Source organism: Pseudomonas sp. MT3, from assembly GCF_054720805.1.
Map to the genome: position 1 here is coordinate 83,451 of NZ_JBTVPY010000011.1, position 13,031 is coordinate 96,481.

Sequence of the window (13,031 nt, forward strand, 5' to 3'; positions counted from 1 at the left end):
AGGCGCAACTCTGGATAAGCTTGGGGCCTTCGTTCCGAGGAGACTTCCGATGGCTCAGACCCTGGCCGATATGCGCCGCGAATATACCCGTGACGGACTGAATGAGTCCCAGGCTCCCGTCGAGCCTTTCAGTCTGTTCCACCAGTGGTTCGAGGAGGCCGTGAAGACCGAGCAACTGCCGGTCGAACCCAACGCGATGATGCTTGCCACCGTGGACGCCCAGGGGCAGCCGCATTGCCGGGTGCTTCTGCTCAAGGGCCTGGATGAGCGCGGCTTCACCTTCTTCAGCAACTACGACAGCGCCAAGGGCCAGCAACTGGGTGAAAACCCGCGTGCGGCCATGACCTTCTTCTGGCCGGCGCTGGAGCGCCAGGTGCGCATCGAGGGGCAGGTCGAGAAGGTCTCCGGCGAAGAATCCGCCGCCTATTACCGGGTACGCCCGCTGGGCAGTCGACTGGGGGCCTGGGCATCGCCGCAGAGCCGGGTGATCGACGGACGCGGCGAGCTGGAGCAACTGCTCGCGGAAACCGAAAAGCGCTTCGCCGATACGGCGCCGACCTGCCCGGATTTCTGGGGCGGGTACCGCCTGCTGCCGAGTCGCATCGAGTTCTGGCAGGGGCGTCCGAGCCGCCTGCATGATCGTCTCAATTTCCGCGTCGAGAACGGCGCCTGGGTGCGCGAGCGTCTCGCCCCCTGACTGACTGCGCATCACAGTCACGACGATACGCTTTTCGTAGGAGCGAGCTTGCTCGCGAACCAGCCGCCGCTACGGGGTTGTTCGCGAGCAAGCTCGCTCCTGCAGGTCTGGTCCATGTTCGTCTTTCATGCGGTGTAGGATGCCTTCATCCCTCCGCACGACGGACCTGCCTCCATGAAAGTCGTCATCGCCCCGGATTCCTTCAAGGAAAGCCTTTGCGCACCCGACGTCGCCCGGGCCATCGCCCGTGGCTGGCTGCGTGCGCGCCCAACCGATGAGGCGCTGCTGCGGCCGATGGCGGACGGCGGGGAGGGCACGGTGGATGCGCTGCTGGCCGCCAAGCCGGGCGAGCGGCGCGAGTGCCGGGTCTGCGGTCCGCTCGGGCAGCCGGTGACGGCACACTGGGGATGGCTCGAAGACGGCACCGCAGTGATCGAAATGGCGGCCGCCAGTGGCTTGCACTGGGTGCCGGAGCGCAAGCGCGACGCGACCCGCACCACCAGCCGGGGTACCGGTGAGCTGCTGCACGAGGCGCTGGAGGCCGGCGCGCGCAAGATCATTCTCGGGCTGGGCGGCAGCGCCACCAACGATGCCGGGCTGGGCTTGCTGCAAGCGCTGGGCGCTCGCTTCCTGGATGCCCAGGGTGCCGAGCTGGGGGACGGCGGCGCGGCGCTCGGTACGCTGATGGCGATCGACCTGTCCGGCCTCGATCCGCGCCTGCGGCAGGTGGAGATCGAAGTCGCCGCCGATGTGAACAATCCCCTGTGCGGAGCGCACGGCGCCTCGGCGGTGTTCGGGCCGCAGAAGGGCGCAAGCCCGGCCCAGGTGGAACAACTGGATGCAGCGCTGCGGCATTTCGCCGAGGTTGCCGCGCGAACGCTGGGCGAGGATCACAGCCTGTTTCCCGGCGTCGGGGCGGCGGGAGGCCTGGGCTTCGCCAGCCGGGCTTTCCTCAAGGCGCGCTTCCGTCCGGGTATCGAGCTGGTCGCCGAGTTGTCGGGGCTGGAGCAGGCGCTGCAAGGCGCCGGGCTGGTGATCACCGGCGAAGGCCGCCTGGATGGCCAGAGCCTGCACGGCAAGACGCCGGTCGGCGTGGCGCGCCTGGCGCGTCGTGCCGGGGTACCGGTGATCGCATTGGCCGGCAGTCTGGGCGAAGGATTGGATGAACTGCGGGAGGAGGGGATCGAGGCCGCGTTCAGTCTGGTGCCGGGGCCTATCAGCCTGGCCCAGGCCTGTGCCCGGGCGGCGGGAGAGCTGGAACGGCGCGCCGAAGCCTTGGCGCGGTTCTGGACGCTGGCTCAGGCGGCGCGGTAATCGTCGGCGGCCTGCTGCAGCCATTGGGGCAGGTCGCGGCGTTTGACGCGCTGGCGCTTGGCTTCTTCCAGGCGCTGCAGCAGGTAGCCGCGCTTGGCCGGATCGTCGCCCGCCAGCGACAGCGCGAGGTCGCGATCCATCCAGCGGCGGATGCGCCAGTAGATCCACCAGTGGAAGTACAGGCCGGCGGCGGTGGTGACGACGATGATGAAGTAATCCATGAGCGCTCCTCGTACGGGCGCCTACCCTAGCCGATCCATCGATCCACATAAAGCTGAGCTGGGGCAGGCATTTTCACGGTTATTGGCTCAGACTGTACGAAAGCTGAACCGTACGAGTTTGTTGCAAGGCCTGGCGTGACAGCAGGGCTGTCGTCGGAGTCTAATATTCGTCGCCCTATCCGGAGGTTTCATACATGCGTAAATCCGCCCTGTTCGCTGTGACGTTCGCTGCTCTGGCTCTCACCCTTGGCGGTTGCCAGTCCAGCCTGACTGGCGACACCTATACCCGTGAAGAGGCACGTACCGTGCAGAACGTTCGCATGGGTACCATCCAGGCCCTGCGCCCCGTGAAGATCGAAGGCACCAAGACCCCGATTGGCTCCGTTGCCGGCGCCGCGGTCGGCGGTATCGGCGGTAGCGCCATCGGTGGCGGCAAGGGCAGCTATGTCACCGCCATCATCGGCGCCGTGGCTGGCGGCCTGCTCGGTGCGGCCACCGAGGAAGGCCTGACCCGCACCCAGGGTGTGGAAATCACCGTTCGCGAAGACGACGGCAGCACCCGCGCCTACGTCCAGCAGGTCGACGAAGGTGCCGTGTTCCGTGTCGGCGAGCGCGTGCGCATCCTGACCGTCAACGGCACCAGCCGCGTCTCCCACTAAGCTCCATGCGGCTACCCTGAGGTAGCCGGACTTCAGCGCGCGACAGTCTTCCGGCTGTCGCGCGCTATCGTTTCCGGGAGCCTGTTTCCTGCGCGCGCCGCAACGGGCGTGGGCAGTCTGGATTTTAGTAATAGTTCAATCCATGACACGTAATCGATAGATATGGATAATCGTTGCCTTCGCACGCCGGCCGCAGGGCGCGGGGTCGTTTGTATGGGGCCGCCCGGCGGCGATAGGAGTGGGTCATGATGCTGGCGCTGATCATTGCGCTGCCTTTCTTCGGGGTGCTGCTGCCCCTCCTGAGTGAACGCTTCGGGCGTAGCGCCTGTGCGGCGGCCACCGGCCTGGTGCCGCTGACGGGGTTGATCCTGCTGTTGAGCCAGCGCGCGGTGCTGGGCGGCGAGGCCCGGGTGGTCAGCACGCCGTGGCTGCCGGAGCTGGGCCTGAACCTCAGCCTGCGCCTGGACGGCCTGGGCTTCCTCTTCGCCCTGCTGATCCTCGGGATCGGCCTGCTGGTGATCCTCTACGCCCGCTACTACCTCTCCGAGAAGGAGCCCGCCGGGCGCTTCTTCGCCTTCCTGCTGCTGTTCATGGGCGCCATGCTCGGCGTGGTGCTGAGCGAAAACCTGCTGCTGATGCTGGTGTTCTGGGAGCTGACCAGCCTGTCGTCGTTCCTGCTGATCGGCTTCTGGGGCCATCGCTCGGATGCGCGCAAGGGTGCGCGCATGTCTCTGGCGGTCACCGGTGGCGGCGGTCTCGCGCTGCTGGCCGGTATCCTGCTGATCGGCCATGTGGTCGGCAGCTTCGAGCTTTCCAGTGTGCTCGGCGCGCGCGAGGTGCTGCAGTCCAGCCCGTTGTTCCCGCTGGCGCTGTGCCTGGTGCTGCTGGGAGTATTCACCAAGTCCGCGCAGTTCCCTTTCCATTTCTGGCTGCCCCACGCGATGGCCGCGCCGACGCCGGTGTCCGCCTACCTGCACTCGGCGACTATGGTGAAGGCCGGTGTGTTCCTGCTGGCGCGCCTGTATCCGCTGCTCTCGGGCAATGACCTGTGGTTCTACCTAGTCAGCCTGACCGGCCTTGCGACCCTGCTGATGGGCGCCTTCATGGCGCTGTTCCAGAATGATCTCAAGGGCCTGCTGGCCTACTCGACCATCAGTCACCTGGGCCTGATCACCCTGCTGTTCGGCCTCGATTCGCCGATGGCCAACGTCGCGGCGATCTTCCACATCATCAATCACGCCACGTTCAAGGCCTCGCTGTTCATGGCCGCCGGGATAGTCGACCACGAGACCGGCAGCCGCGACATGCGCCGCATCAACGGCATGTGGAAGTACATGCCACACACTGCCGTGCTGGCGATGGTGGCCTCGGCATCGATGGCCGGCGTGCCGCTGCTCAATGGTTTCCTCAGCAAGGAGATGTTCTTCGGCGAGACCCTGGCGCAGAGCATGATGGGCAGCTTCAACTGGGTGATCCCGGCGCTGGCGACGCTGGGCGCGCTGTTCTCGGTGAGCTATTCGGTGCGCTTCATCCACGACGTGTTCTTCAACGGCGAGCCGATCAACCTGCCCAATCCGCATCCCCACGAGCCGCCGCGCTACATGAAGGTGCCGGTGGAAATCCTCGTGCTGATCTGCCTGCTGGTGGGGGTGCTGCCGTCGCTGACCGTCGGCCCGTTGCTGGCCGGCGCCGCCGCGTCGAGTCTCAACGGCGCGTTGCCCGAGTACAGCCTGGCGATCTGGCATGGCTTCAACGAGCCGCTGGCGATGAGCTTCGTCGCCAGCGCCGGCGGTGTGCTGCTCTATGTGCTGCGCAAGCCGCTGTTCGACTGGTACGCGGGGTTGCCGGTGGTGGACGCCAAGCTGGTGTTCGAACAGCAGGTGCAACGCGTGGCGTGCATCGCCACACGGATTACTGGCTACCTGGAAAATGGTTCTCTGCAGCGCTACGCCATGCTGCTGGTGCTGGCCGCCGTGGTGGTGGTGTTCGCCGGCCTGGCGCCGCTGTCGGGCCTCGAAGGCTCGCGCGCGCAGACGCCCCTGGACGGCATCACCGCGCTGGGCCTGGTCCTGCTGGCGCTGGCCGGTCCTCTCACCGTGTGGTTCCATCGCCAGCGCCTGACCGCGCTGGTCATCCTCAGCATCGCCGGCCTGCTGGTGGCGCTGGCCTTCGCCCGCTTCGCCGCGCCTGACCTGGCGCTGACCCAGCTGTCGGTGGAAGTGGTGACGATGGTCCTGCTGATGCTCGCACTGTACTACCTGCCGGCGCGCACGCCGGTGTCATCCAGCAGCCTGCGTCGCCTGCGCGACTTCGTGGTGGCGATAGGCGCGGGCGTGATGGTGACCCTGCTGGCCTATGCCGTGCTGACCCGTCCGTACGACAGCATCGCCGGCTATTACCTGGAGAACAGCGTATCCGGCGGTGGCGGCCACAACGTGGTGAACGTGATCCTGGTCGACTTCCGTGGCTTCGATACCCTCGGCGAGATCACCGTGCTGGCGATTGCCGCCGTCGGCATCTTCGCCCTGCTCGATGGCCTGCGCCTGCTGCGCACCGAGCGTGACGACGAGGGGCGGACCTGGGCGGCGGACCGCTTCCCGCCGATCCTCGGCGTGCTGTCGCGGCTGATGCTGCCGCTGGCGCTGCTGGTTTCGGTGTTCATCTTCCTGCGCGGGCACAACCTGCCGGGCGGCGGTTTCATCGCCGGGCTGATCACCTCGGTGGCGCTGGTCCTGCAGTACATCGCCTGCGGCAACCGCTGGGTGAACACGCGCCTGCCGCTGGACTACAGCCGCCTCGCCGGGCTCGGCGTGCTGATCGCCGGGTTGACCGGGTTGGGCGCCTGGTTCTTCGGCTTCCCGTTCCTTACCTCTGCATTCGGCCACTTCGACATCCCGCTGGTGGGTGAGATCGAGCTGGCCACGGCGATGCTGTTCGACCTGGGTGTGTACTTCACCGTGGTCGGCGCGACGCTGCTGATCCTCTCGGGCCTGGGGTCGGTCACCGCACCGCCGGAGGCTCCGATGCTGTCCAAGGAGGCGCACTGATGGAAGCGCTGTTCGCCATCGCCCTCGGCCTGCTGACCGCCAGCGGCGTCTACCTGCTGCTGCGCGCGCGGACCTTCCCGGTGGTGCTGGGGCTGACCCTGCTGTCCTACGCGGTCAACCTGTTCCTCTTCGCCATGGGCCGGCTGGCCGGCGATCCGGCGGTGATCGGCAAGGTCGCCAACGCCGGCGACCCGATCCCCCAGGCGCTGGTGCTGACCGCCATCGTCATCGGCTTCGCCATGACCGCCTTCGTCATCGTCCTGGCCCTGCGTGGGCTGGCCGAGACCGGTGGTGATCATGTGGACGGTGGCAATGGCCAGGAAGGAGGGCAGGACCGATGAACCACTGGCTGATCCTGCCCATCCTGCTGCCGCTGTTCGCCGGCTGCCTGCTGCTCGCCGGTCCGCTCGGCGAGCGGGCGCAGCGCGGCCTGTCGCTGCTCGCCACCCTGTCGCTGCTGCCGCTCTCCGCCGTGCTGCTGCAACAGGCCGACAGCGGCGCGGTGCAGTTCTACGCGTTGGGTAACTGGCAACCGCCGTTCGGCATCATCCTCGTGCTCGATCGCCTCAGCGCGCTGATGGTCGCGGCCACCGCGCTGCTCGCCTGCCTGTCGCTGATCTACGCGCTGTGTGGCGATGACCGGCGTGGCAAGCGCTTCCACGCGCTGTTCCAGTTCCAGTTGCTGGGTCTGAATGGCGCCTTCCTCACGGGGGATCTGTTCAACCTCTTCGTGTTCTTCGAGATCCTGCTGATCGCCTCCTATGCGCTGCTGCTGCATGGCGGCGGGGCAGGGCGGGTGCGGGCGGGCGTGCACTACGTGGTGCTAAACCTGGTCGGCTCGGCGTTCTTCCTGATCGCAGTGGGCACGCTCTACGGCATCACCGGCACCCTGAACATGGCGCACATGGCCGAGCGCGTGGCGCAACTGGGCGTCGAGCAGGCGCCGCTGGTGCGGGCGGCGGCGCTGTTGCTGCTGGTGGTGTTCGGCCTCAAGGCCGCGCTGCTGCCGCTGTACTTCTGGCTGCCCAGGGCCTATGCCGAGGCGAGTGCGCCGGTGGCGGCGCTGTTCTCGATCATGACCAAGGTGGGCATCTATTCGATCCTGCGGGTCTACACGCTGATCTTCGGCGAGCAGGCCGGCGAGCTGGCGAACCTCGCGCAAGCCTGGCTCTGGCCGCTGGCGCTGGCGGGCATCGTCGCCGGTGCGCTGGGCGCGCTGGCGGCGACCACGCTGCAGGGGCTGCTGTCGTACCTGGTGGTGGTGTCCGCCGGCACCCTGCTGGCGGCGCTGGCGTTGGGGACCCAGGCGGCGCTGTCGGCGGCGCTCTACTACATGCTGCACAGCATCTGGGTGGCGGGCGGGCTGTTCCTGCTCGCCGACCTGATCGCCCGCCAGCGTGGCGACAAGGCCGGCCGCCTGGTGCAAGGACCGGCGCTGCTGCAACCGCACCTGCTGGGCGGCGCCTTCTTCTTCGGTGCCATCGCGGTGGCCGGGCTGCCGCCGCTGTCGGGGTTTCTCGGCAAGCTGATGCTGCTGCGTTCGGTGAGCGGCGGCAGCGAAGCCATCGCCCTGTGGAGCGTGGTGCTGGTGAGCGGTCTGGTGACCATCGTCGCGCTGAGCCGCGCTGGCAGTACGCTGTTCTGGCGCACTGGCCGCACCGTGCTGGGCAGCGCCGAGCGTGAGCCGGTGAAGCTGCTGGCGACCTTCGGGCTGCTGGCCAGCGCGCCGCTGCTGGTGGTCACCGCGCGGCCGCTGCTGGCCTACGCCCAGGCGACCGCGGCGCAACTGCTGGATGTCGACCTGTACCGCCAGGCGATCCTGCTGGGAGGTGGCGCATGATCCGTCGCGTCCTCCCGCACCCGCTGCTCAGCGCCATCCTGCTGTTCGCCTGGCTGCTGCTGGTCAACGATTTCTCCCTCGGCCACTGGCTGCTCGGCGCCTTCCTCGGCCTGACGATCCCGCTGCTGTGCCGCAACCTGCTGCTGTCCGCGCCGCGCATTCGCCGGCCTGGCCTGCTGCTGCGCTTCCTCGGCCTGGTGCTGTACGACATCGTGCTCGCCAACCTGCAGGTGGCCAGGCTGGTGCTGGGGCCCAGGTCCCGGTTGCAGCCGGGCTTCGTGGAGATTCCGCTGGAGCTGACCGACGACCTGGCGATCACCATCCTCGCCAGCGTGATCACCCTGACGCCGGGAACCGTCTCCGCCGATCTCAGCGACGACCGCCGCACGCTGCTGGTCCACGGCCTCGACGTGCCGGACCCGCAGGCCCTGGCGGCGGACATCAAGGCCCGCTACGAGGCGCCGCTCAAGGAGGTATTCGAATGCTCGGCTACGTGATTCCCTTGTGCCTGGCGATCCTGGGGCTCGCGCTGCTGCTCACCGTGGCGCGGCTGATTCGCGGGCCGGGTACGGCGGACCGCATCCTGGCGCTGGACACCCTGTCGATCGAGGCCATCGCGCTGATCGTGCTGTTCGGCATCTGGAAGGGCAGCGGCCTGTACTTCGAGGCGGCGCTGCTGATCGCGGTGATGGGCTTCGTCAGCACCGTGGCCCTGTCCAAGTTCCTGCTGCGCGGAGACATCATCGAATGAACGGCGAATGGATCATCGAAGCGCTGGTCAGTGCGTTGCTGCTGGCCGGCAGCCTGTTCGCCCTGTTCGGCGCCATCGGCCTGTACCGGTTGCCGGATTTCTATACCCGCCTGCATGCGCCGACCAAGGCGTCGACCCTGGGTGTCGGCGGGGTGATCCTGGGCTCCATGCTGTACTTCAGCACCCGTGGCGAGGGCGTCAGCCTGCATGAGCTGCTGATCACCGTGTTCCTGTTCATCACCGCGCCGATCAGTGCGCACCTGCTGGCCAAGGCGGCGATGCAGCAGCGTGCGCCGGTGGAGCGGGGGACCAAGGGCAAGCCCTGGGAGTGATCCCGACCTGCTTTTGTAGGAGCGAGCTTGCTCGCGAACGGATTCACCGGCGGATAGGTCGTTGAGACGGTTCGCGAGCAAGCTCGCTCCTACAGGCGTCCGCCCGGCCCATACAGTTTCCCTCCCGTTCTGTACCTGTCGGCCGCAAGCGCGCGCCTCCTATACTCCGGGGATCTTTTGACTGGAGCGTCCCGTGCAGCAATCCCGGCCGTTCGCCCTGGCGTGCCTGGTGTTGGCGATGGCGCTCTGGGGCAGTTCCTTCATCGCCCTGAAATTCGCCTTCCAGGAAATGCCGGCGATGTGGGTGATCTTCGTCCGCATGGCGCTGGGCAGCCTGATCTTCCTCATCGCCTGGCGCTGGCGCGGACGCATCGACTACCGGCCGGGCGACTGGAAATGGCTGCTCGGGCTCGCCGCCTGCGAGCCCTGCCTGTACTTCATCTTCGAGTCCCTGGCGCTGCAGCACACCAGCGCCGCCCAGGCCGGCATGATCACGGCGCTGCTGCCGTTGCTGGTGGCTGTGGGGGCGTTCTTCCTGCTGCACGAGAAGATCGCTCGCAACACCTGGTTCGGTTTCGCCCTGGCGGTGCTCGGCGCGCTCTGGCTGACCTTGGCCAGCGAGTCGGACGGCCATGCGCCGCATCCGCTGCTGGGCAACTTCTACGAGCTGCTGGCGATGCTCTGCGCCACCGGCTACACCTTGTTGCTCAAGCACCTGTCGGCGCGCTACTCGCCGTTCATCCTGACCGCCATGCAGGCGTTCGTCGGCTCGCTGTTCTTCCTGCCGCTGGCGCTGCTCAGCTCCGGGTTGCCGTCCGCGCCGGGCCCCAGCGGCTGGTTCGCGCTGATCTACCTGGGCAGCGTGGTGACCGTCGGCGCCTACGGCCTGTACAACTTCGGCGTCAGCCGCCTGCCGGCGAGCCAGGCGACGGGCTTCATCAACCTGATTCCGGTGTTCACCCTGATCTTCGCCGCGCTGCTGCTGGGCGAAGTGTTCAGCGGCCAGCAGGCGCTGGCCGCCGGCCTGGTGTTCGTCGGGGTCGCCGTCAGTCAGTGGCGCAGCGCGCCGCCCACGCCACCCGCCGGTGTGCTGGACTGACTTTCTGCCATTCGACGAGGAAACAGCATGTCCGCCCAAGACCGTAACTGGACCCGCGAGGCGATTCGCATCATCGAGGCGGATTTCCAGCGCAGCGCCGATACCCATTTGATCCCCCTCGAGATGCCTGGCCTGCCGGGCGTCGACCTGTATTTCAAGGACGAGTCCAGCCACCCCACCGGCAGCCTCAAGCACCGCCTGGCGCGCTCGCTGTTCCTCTACGCGCTGTGCAACGGCTGGCTGAAGCCGGGCGCTCCGGTGATCGAGGCGTCCAGCGGCTCGACGGCGATCTCCGAAGCCTACTTCGCGCGGCTGCTCGGCCTGCCGTTCATTGCCGTGGTGCCGGCCAGCACCTCCAAGGAGAAGATCGCGCAGATCGCCTTCTACGGCGGCCAGGCGCACCTGGTGGAGGACCCGACGCAGATCTACGCCGAGTCCGAGCGCCTGGCGAAGGAAACCGGCGGGCACTTCATGGACCAGTTCACCTACGCTGAGCGCGCCACCGACTGGCGGGCGAACAACAACATCGCCGAGTCGATCTTCCAGCAGATGCGCCACGAGCGTTTCGCCGAACCGTCCTGGCTGGTCTCCAGCCCCGGCACTGGCGGCACACTGGCCACCCTTGGCCGCTTCGCCCGCTATCGCCGGCATGACACCCGCGTGCTCTGCGCCGACGCCGAGCGCTCGGTATTCTTCGATGCCTACCGCACCGGCGACCGCAACCTGACGCTGAGCTACGGTTCGCGCATCGAGGGTATCGGTCGGCCGCGCGTGGAAGCATCCTTCTTGCCCGCGGTGATCGATGCCTGCTGCCAGGTGCCGGACGATCTGTCGCTGGCGGCCATGCATTACCTGGCGCAGCGACTGGGCCGACGTGTCGGCGGTTCCAGCGGCACCAATCTGGTCGGCGCGTTGCTGGTGGCGCAGCAGATGGTGGCGCGTGGCGAGAGCGGCTCGATCGTGGCGATCCTCTGCGACAGCGGCGAGCGCTACGAGACCACCTATTACAACCCGTTGTGGCTGCTGTCCCAGGGCTTCGATCTCGATCCGCTGATCGAGACCGTGCGCCAGTGCGCCGAACAGGGCGCGGCGCTGTCGGGCGGCGTTCCCTGCTGTGGGCTGGAGTGAACCCATGAAAACCATCGGACTGATTGGCGGCATGAGCTGGGAATCCACCATTCCCTACTACCGGCAGATCAACCAGGCCATCAAGGAACGCCTGGGCGGCCTGCACTCGGCGAAGATCGTGCTGTACAGCGTGGATTTCCACGAGATCGAGCGTCTGCAGCATGCCGGCGACTGGGACGCCGCCGGACGCCTGCTGGCCGACGCGGCGCGTTCGCTGCGGGCGGCTGGCGCGGACTTCCTGGTGCTCTGCACCAACACCATGCACAAGGTGGCGTCGGCCATCGAGGCGGCGGTGGACATTCCGCTGCTGCATATCGCCGACCCGACCGCCGAGGCGATCCGCGCGGCGGGGGTGACGACGGTCGGCCTGCTCGGCACGCGCTTCACGATGGAGCAGGCGTTCTACAAGGACCGGTTGCAGGAGCGGTTCGGCATGGCGGTGCTGACGCCCTCGGCAGACGAGCGCCAGGTGGTGCACCGGATCATCTACGAGGAGCTGTGCCTGGGACGGATTCGCGATGAGTCGCGCGAGGCCTATAGAAGCATCATCGCTTCGCTGGTGGCGCGCGGCGCGCAGGCGGTGATCCTGGGCTGTACCGAGATTTCCCTGCTGGTCGGCCCGCAGGACGCGTCGGTGCCGCTGTTCGATACCACGGCCATCCACGCACGGCAGGCCGCCGAACGAGCGCTCTGAGTCGGGAAAGCGCTGGTCCGCTCCTGCAGGATCAAAGACCCCTCAGGCTACTTCTCCCCCGCAAGCGGGAGCGCGGGGCAGTCAGTCGTTGCTGGATCCGCCCGGATAGGCGCAACCCTGCATGACCTGGTTGTCCACCCGCAGCTCGGCGGACAGGTTGGTCAGCGCGCCGCTCATGCTGTCCTGGCAGCGCGCCGGGGCGACCCAGAGCTCCAGCTTTTCGCCGTTGGCCTCGCTGGAGTAGCTGGTGCTGCCATTGGGCAGGCCCTCGGCGATGTAGGGCACCACCAGCGATGCCTTGCCGGGCTGTTCGAGCAGCAGCCCCTGGTTGTTGATCAGCACGCTCCAGCCCGGTTCATTGCCGTGGGCGCGGACGATGCTGCGCTTGAAGTTCGGATCGTCGCAGCCGGGGCCTTCGTGCTGCAGGCGATAGATCTTGCTGACTTCCAGCTTGCCGTCGGTGCCCGAGGCGGTACTGCCGCTGAAGTTGCCGCGCAGGTCGACGAACAGGGTGCTGGCGCCGTCGTCGAACAGGCTGCTGGCTTCGCGGGGCAGGCCGGTATTGCCACTGTCCTCGACGCTGAAGCGGCGCTGTTCGGCGCAACTGCGGAACATCAGCTTGCCGTCCTGTCGGCTGAGTTCGCCCTGCAGGCGGGTGGAGGCGTTAAGATCGGTCTTGTTCGGTGTCCACACCTGGCAGGCGGCGAACAGGGGTAGCAGGCTGAACAGAATGAAACGGCTGGATCGCATGGAACGGGCTCCCTCGAAAGTGGGCCCACGTTACCCAGCGAAGCCGGTCATCTCAAGGGTAATGCCAGGCTCGGGGAGGAAATCGGATGATTCGTTGCAAGCGTGCCTATGAGCCGGCGGCACCGGAGGATGGCCAGCGTGTGTTGGTGGACCGCCTGTGGCCGCGCGGGATCCGCAAGGAAGACCTGCAGATGGAGCTGTGGGCCAAGGAGGTTTCACCGTCCAACGAGTTGCGTCAGCGCTTCCACCACGATCCGGGGCTGTTCGAAGAATTTCGCACGGCGTACCACCGCGAGCTGAATGCCCACCCGGAGTACTGGATGGGGCTGCTCGACCTGGCGCGGAAGGGCAACTTGACGTTGCTCTACGCGGCCAAGGACGAGGATCACAACAATGCCCAGGTGCTGGCGGAGTTTCTCGAGGACGAGCTGGAGAAGCAGGGCGAGGGGAGTTCGCCGGTCTGCTACGCGGGGAAGACCGAGTAGGGATCCGTTCGCGA

15 protein-coding genes are annotated in these 13,031 nt (G+C 67.2%); 13 read left to right on the forward strand and 2 right to left on the reverse strand.

The genetic code is table 11. The features are described 5' to 3' along the window. Window positions 1–49 precede the first annotated feature (49 nt). The gene (gene pdxH, locus ACYCAX_RS13300; protein WP_294973202.1) at window positions 50–697 is read left to right on the forward strand and encodes a pyridoxamine 5'-phosphate oxidase; all 648 of its coding nucleotides are present in this window, start codon (window positions 50–52) and stop codon (window positions 695–697) included. Between the two features lie 174 nt (window positions 698–871). Then, a complete protein-coding gene (locus ACYCAX_RS13305; RefSeq protein ID WP_460248214.1) occupies window positions 872–2,011 on the forward strand; it encodes a glycerate kinase in 1,140 nt (379 codons plus the stop codon). Here the strand turns inward: ACYCAX_RS13305 and ACYCAX_RS13310 are convergent. Then, a complete protein-coding gene (locus tag ACYCAX_RS13310; protein ID WP_015476212.1) occupies window positions 1,996–2,232 on the reverse strand; it encodes a hypothetical protein in 237 nt (78 codons plus the stop codon). The two genes, ACYCAX_RS13305 and ACYCAX_RS13310, sit on opposite strands and share 16 nt — an antisense overlap. A 194-nt stretch (window positions 2,233–2,426) precedes the next feature. Between ACYCAX_RS13310 and ACYCAX_RS13315 the strand changes: the two genes are divergently transcribed. The 10 genes from ACYCAX_RS13315 (at window position 2,427) to ACYCAX_RS13360 (ending at window position 11,782) form a co-directional block, all read left to right on the forward strand. Next, window positions 2,427–2,891 (forward strand): outer membrane lipoprotein, encoded by a 465-nt coding sequence (locus tag ACYCAX_RS13315; RefSeq protein ID WP_015476213.1) that lies wholly within the window; start codon window positions 2,427–2,429, stop codon window positions 2,889–2,891. 245 nt (window positions 2,892–3,136) lie between these two features. Continuing rightward, complete coding sequence (locus tag ACYCAX_RS13320; RefSeq protein WP_015476214.1) at window positions 3,137–5,938, forward strand: monovalent cation/H+ antiporter subunit A; 2,802 nt, start codon at window positions 3,137–3,139, stop codon at window positions 5,936–5,938. Next, entirely contained in the window at window positions 5,938–6,279 is a 342-nt protein-coding gene (locus tag ACYCAX_RS13325; RefSeq protein WP_294973209.1) for a Na+/H+ antiporter subunit C, read from the forward strand. Before ACYCAX_RS13320 ends, ACYCAX_RS13325 begins: the two co-directional genes overlap by 1 nt. Next, window positions 6,276–7,778 (forward strand): monovalent cation/H+ antiporter subunit D, encoded by a 1,503-nt coding sequence (locus tag ACYCAX_RS13330; RefSeq protein ID WP_294973211.1) that lies wholly within the window; start codon window positions 6,276–6,278, stop codon window positions 7,776–7,778. Before ACYCAX_RS13325 ends, ACYCAX_RS13330 begins: the two co-directional genes overlap by 4 nt. Then, the gene (locus ACYCAX_RS13335; protein ID WP_015476217.1) at window positions 7,775–8,275 is read left to right on the forward strand and encodes a Na+/H+ antiporter subunit E; all 501 of its coding nucleotides are present in this window, start codon (window positions 7,775–7,777) and stop codon (window positions 8,273–8,275) included. The genes ACYCAX_RS13330 and ACYCAX_RS13335 overlap by 4 nt, the downstream gene beginning before the upstream one ends. Next, window positions 8,260–8,529, forward strand: a complete 270-nt coding sequence (locus ACYCAX_RS13340) for a K+/H+ antiporter subunit F (protein WP_294973214.1) — start codon at window positions 8,260–8,262, stop codon at window positions 8,527–8,529. The genes ACYCAX_RS13335 and ACYCAX_RS13340 overlap by 16 nt, the downstream gene beginning before the upstream one ends. Continuing rightward, entirely contained in the window at window positions 8,526–8,861 is a 336-nt protein-coding gene (locus ACYCAX_RS13345; RefSeq protein WP_015476219.1) for a Na+/H+ antiporter subunit G, read from the forward strand. The genes ACYCAX_RS13340 and ACYCAX_RS13345 overlap by 4 nt, the downstream gene beginning before the upstream one ends. A 193-nt stretch (window positions 8,862–9,054) precedes the next feature. Beyond that, the gene (locus ACYCAX_RS13350) at window positions 9,055–9,960 is read left to right on the forward strand and encodes a DMT family transporter (RefSeq protein WP_294973217.1); all 906 of its coding nucleotides are present in this window, start codon (window positions 9,055–9,057) and stop codon (window positions 9,958–9,960) included. Between the two features lie 27 nt (window positions 9,961–9,987). After that, window positions 9,988–11,088: a PLP-dependent cysteine synthase family protein gene (locus ACYCAX_RS13355; RefSeq protein ID WP_015476221.1), complete on the forward strand. Its 1,101-nt coding sequence runs from the start codon at window positions 9,988–9,990 to the stop codon at window positions 11,086–11,088. 4 nt (window positions 11,089–11,092) lie between these two features. After that, window positions 11,093–11,782 carry an aspartate/glutamate racemase family protein gene (locus ACYCAX_RS13360; protein ID WP_294973219.1) on the forward strand — a complete coding sequence of 230 codons (690 nt, stop codon included), beginning with the start codon at window positions 11,093–11,095 and terminating at the stop codon, window positions 11,780–11,782. 81 nt (window positions 11,783–11,863) lie between these two features. Here ACYCAX_RS13360 and ACYCAX_RS13365 read toward each other — a convergent pair whose 3' ends face one another. Next, window positions 11,864–12,532 carry a COG3650 family protein gene (locus tag ACYCAX_RS13365; protein WP_015476223.1) on the reverse strand — a complete coding sequence of 223 codons (669 nt, stop codon included), beginning with the start codon at window positions 12,530–12,532 and terminating at the stop codon, window positions 11,864–11,866. 86 nt (window positions 12,533–12,618) lie between these two features. On the opposite strand from ACYCAX_RS13365, the gene ACYCAX_RS13370 reads away from it, so the two are divergent. Further along, window positions 12,619–13,017 carry a DUF488 domain-containing protein gene (locus ACYCAX_RS13370; protein ID WP_015476224.1) on the forward strand — a complete coding sequence of 133 codons (399 nt, stop codon included), beginning with the start codon at window positions 12,619–12,621 and terminating at the stop codon, window positions 13,015–13,017. The last annotated feature ends 14 nt before the right edge of the window (window positions 13,018–13,031 follow it).

What these genes read in the sequence shown, in the direction of transcription:
- pdxH (WP_294973202.1), top strand. Translation starts at nt 50, where the DNA reads ATGGCTCAGACCCTGGCCGATATGCGCCGCGAATATACCCGTGACGGA.
- ACYCAX_RS13305 (WP_460248214.1), top strand. Translation starts at nt 872, where the DNA reads ATGAAAGTCGTCATCGCCCCGGATTCCTTCAAGGAAAGCCTTTGCGCA.
- ACYCAX_RS13310 (WP_015476212.1), bottom strand. Translation starts at nt 2,232, where the DNA reads ATGGATTACTTCATCATCGTCGTCACCACCGCCGCCGGCCTGTACTTC.
- ACYCAX_RS13315 (WP_015476213.1), top strand. Translation starts at nt 2,427, where the DNA reads ATGCGTAAATCCGCCCTGTTCGCTGTGACGTTCGCTGCTCTGGCTCTC.
- ACYCAX_RS13320 (WP_015476214.1), top strand. Translation starts at nt 3,137, where the DNA reads ATGATGCTGGCGCTGATCATTGCGCTGCCTTTCTTCGGGGTGCTGCTG.
- ACYCAX_RS13325 (WP_294973209.1), top strand. Translation starts at nt 5,938, where the DNA reads ATGGAAGCGCTGTTCGCCATCGCCCTCGGCCTGCTGACCGCCAGCGGC.
- ACYCAX_RS13330 (WP_294973211.1), top strand. Translation starts at nt 6,276, where the DNA reads ATGAACCACTGGCTGATCCTGCCCATCCTGCTGCCGCTGTTCGCCGGC.
- ACYCAX_RS13335 (WP_015476217.1), top strand. Translation starts at nt 7,775, where the DNA reads ATGATCCGTCGCGTCCTCCCGCACCCGCTGCTCAGCGCCATCCTGCTG.
- ACYCAX_RS13340 (WP_294973214.1), top strand. Translation starts at nt 8,260, where the DNA reads ATGCTCGGCTACGTGATTCCCTTGTGCCTGGCGATCCTGGGGCTCGCG.
- ACYCAX_RS13345 (WP_015476219.1), top strand. Translation starts at nt 8,526, where the DNA reads ATGAACGGCGAATGGATCATCGAAGCGCTGGTCAGTGCGTTGCTGCTG.
- ACYCAX_RS13355 (WP_015476221.1), top strand. Translation starts at nt 9,988, where the DNA reads ATGTCCGCCCAAGACCGTAACTGGACCCGCGAGGCGATTCGCATCATC.
- ACYCAX_RS13360 (WP_294973219.1), top strand. Translation starts at nt 11,093, where the DNA reads ATGAAAACCATCGGACTGATTGGCGGCATGAGCTGGGAATCCACCATT.
- ACYCAX_RS13365 (WP_015476223.1), bottom strand. Translation starts at nt 12,532, where the DNA reads ATGCGATCCAGCCGTTTCATTCTGTTCAGCCTGCTACCCCTGTTCGCC.
- ACYCAX_RS13370 (WP_015476224.1), top strand. Translation starts at nt 12,619, where the DNA reads ATGATTCGTTGCAAGCGTGCCTATGAGCCGGCGGCACCGGAGGATGGC.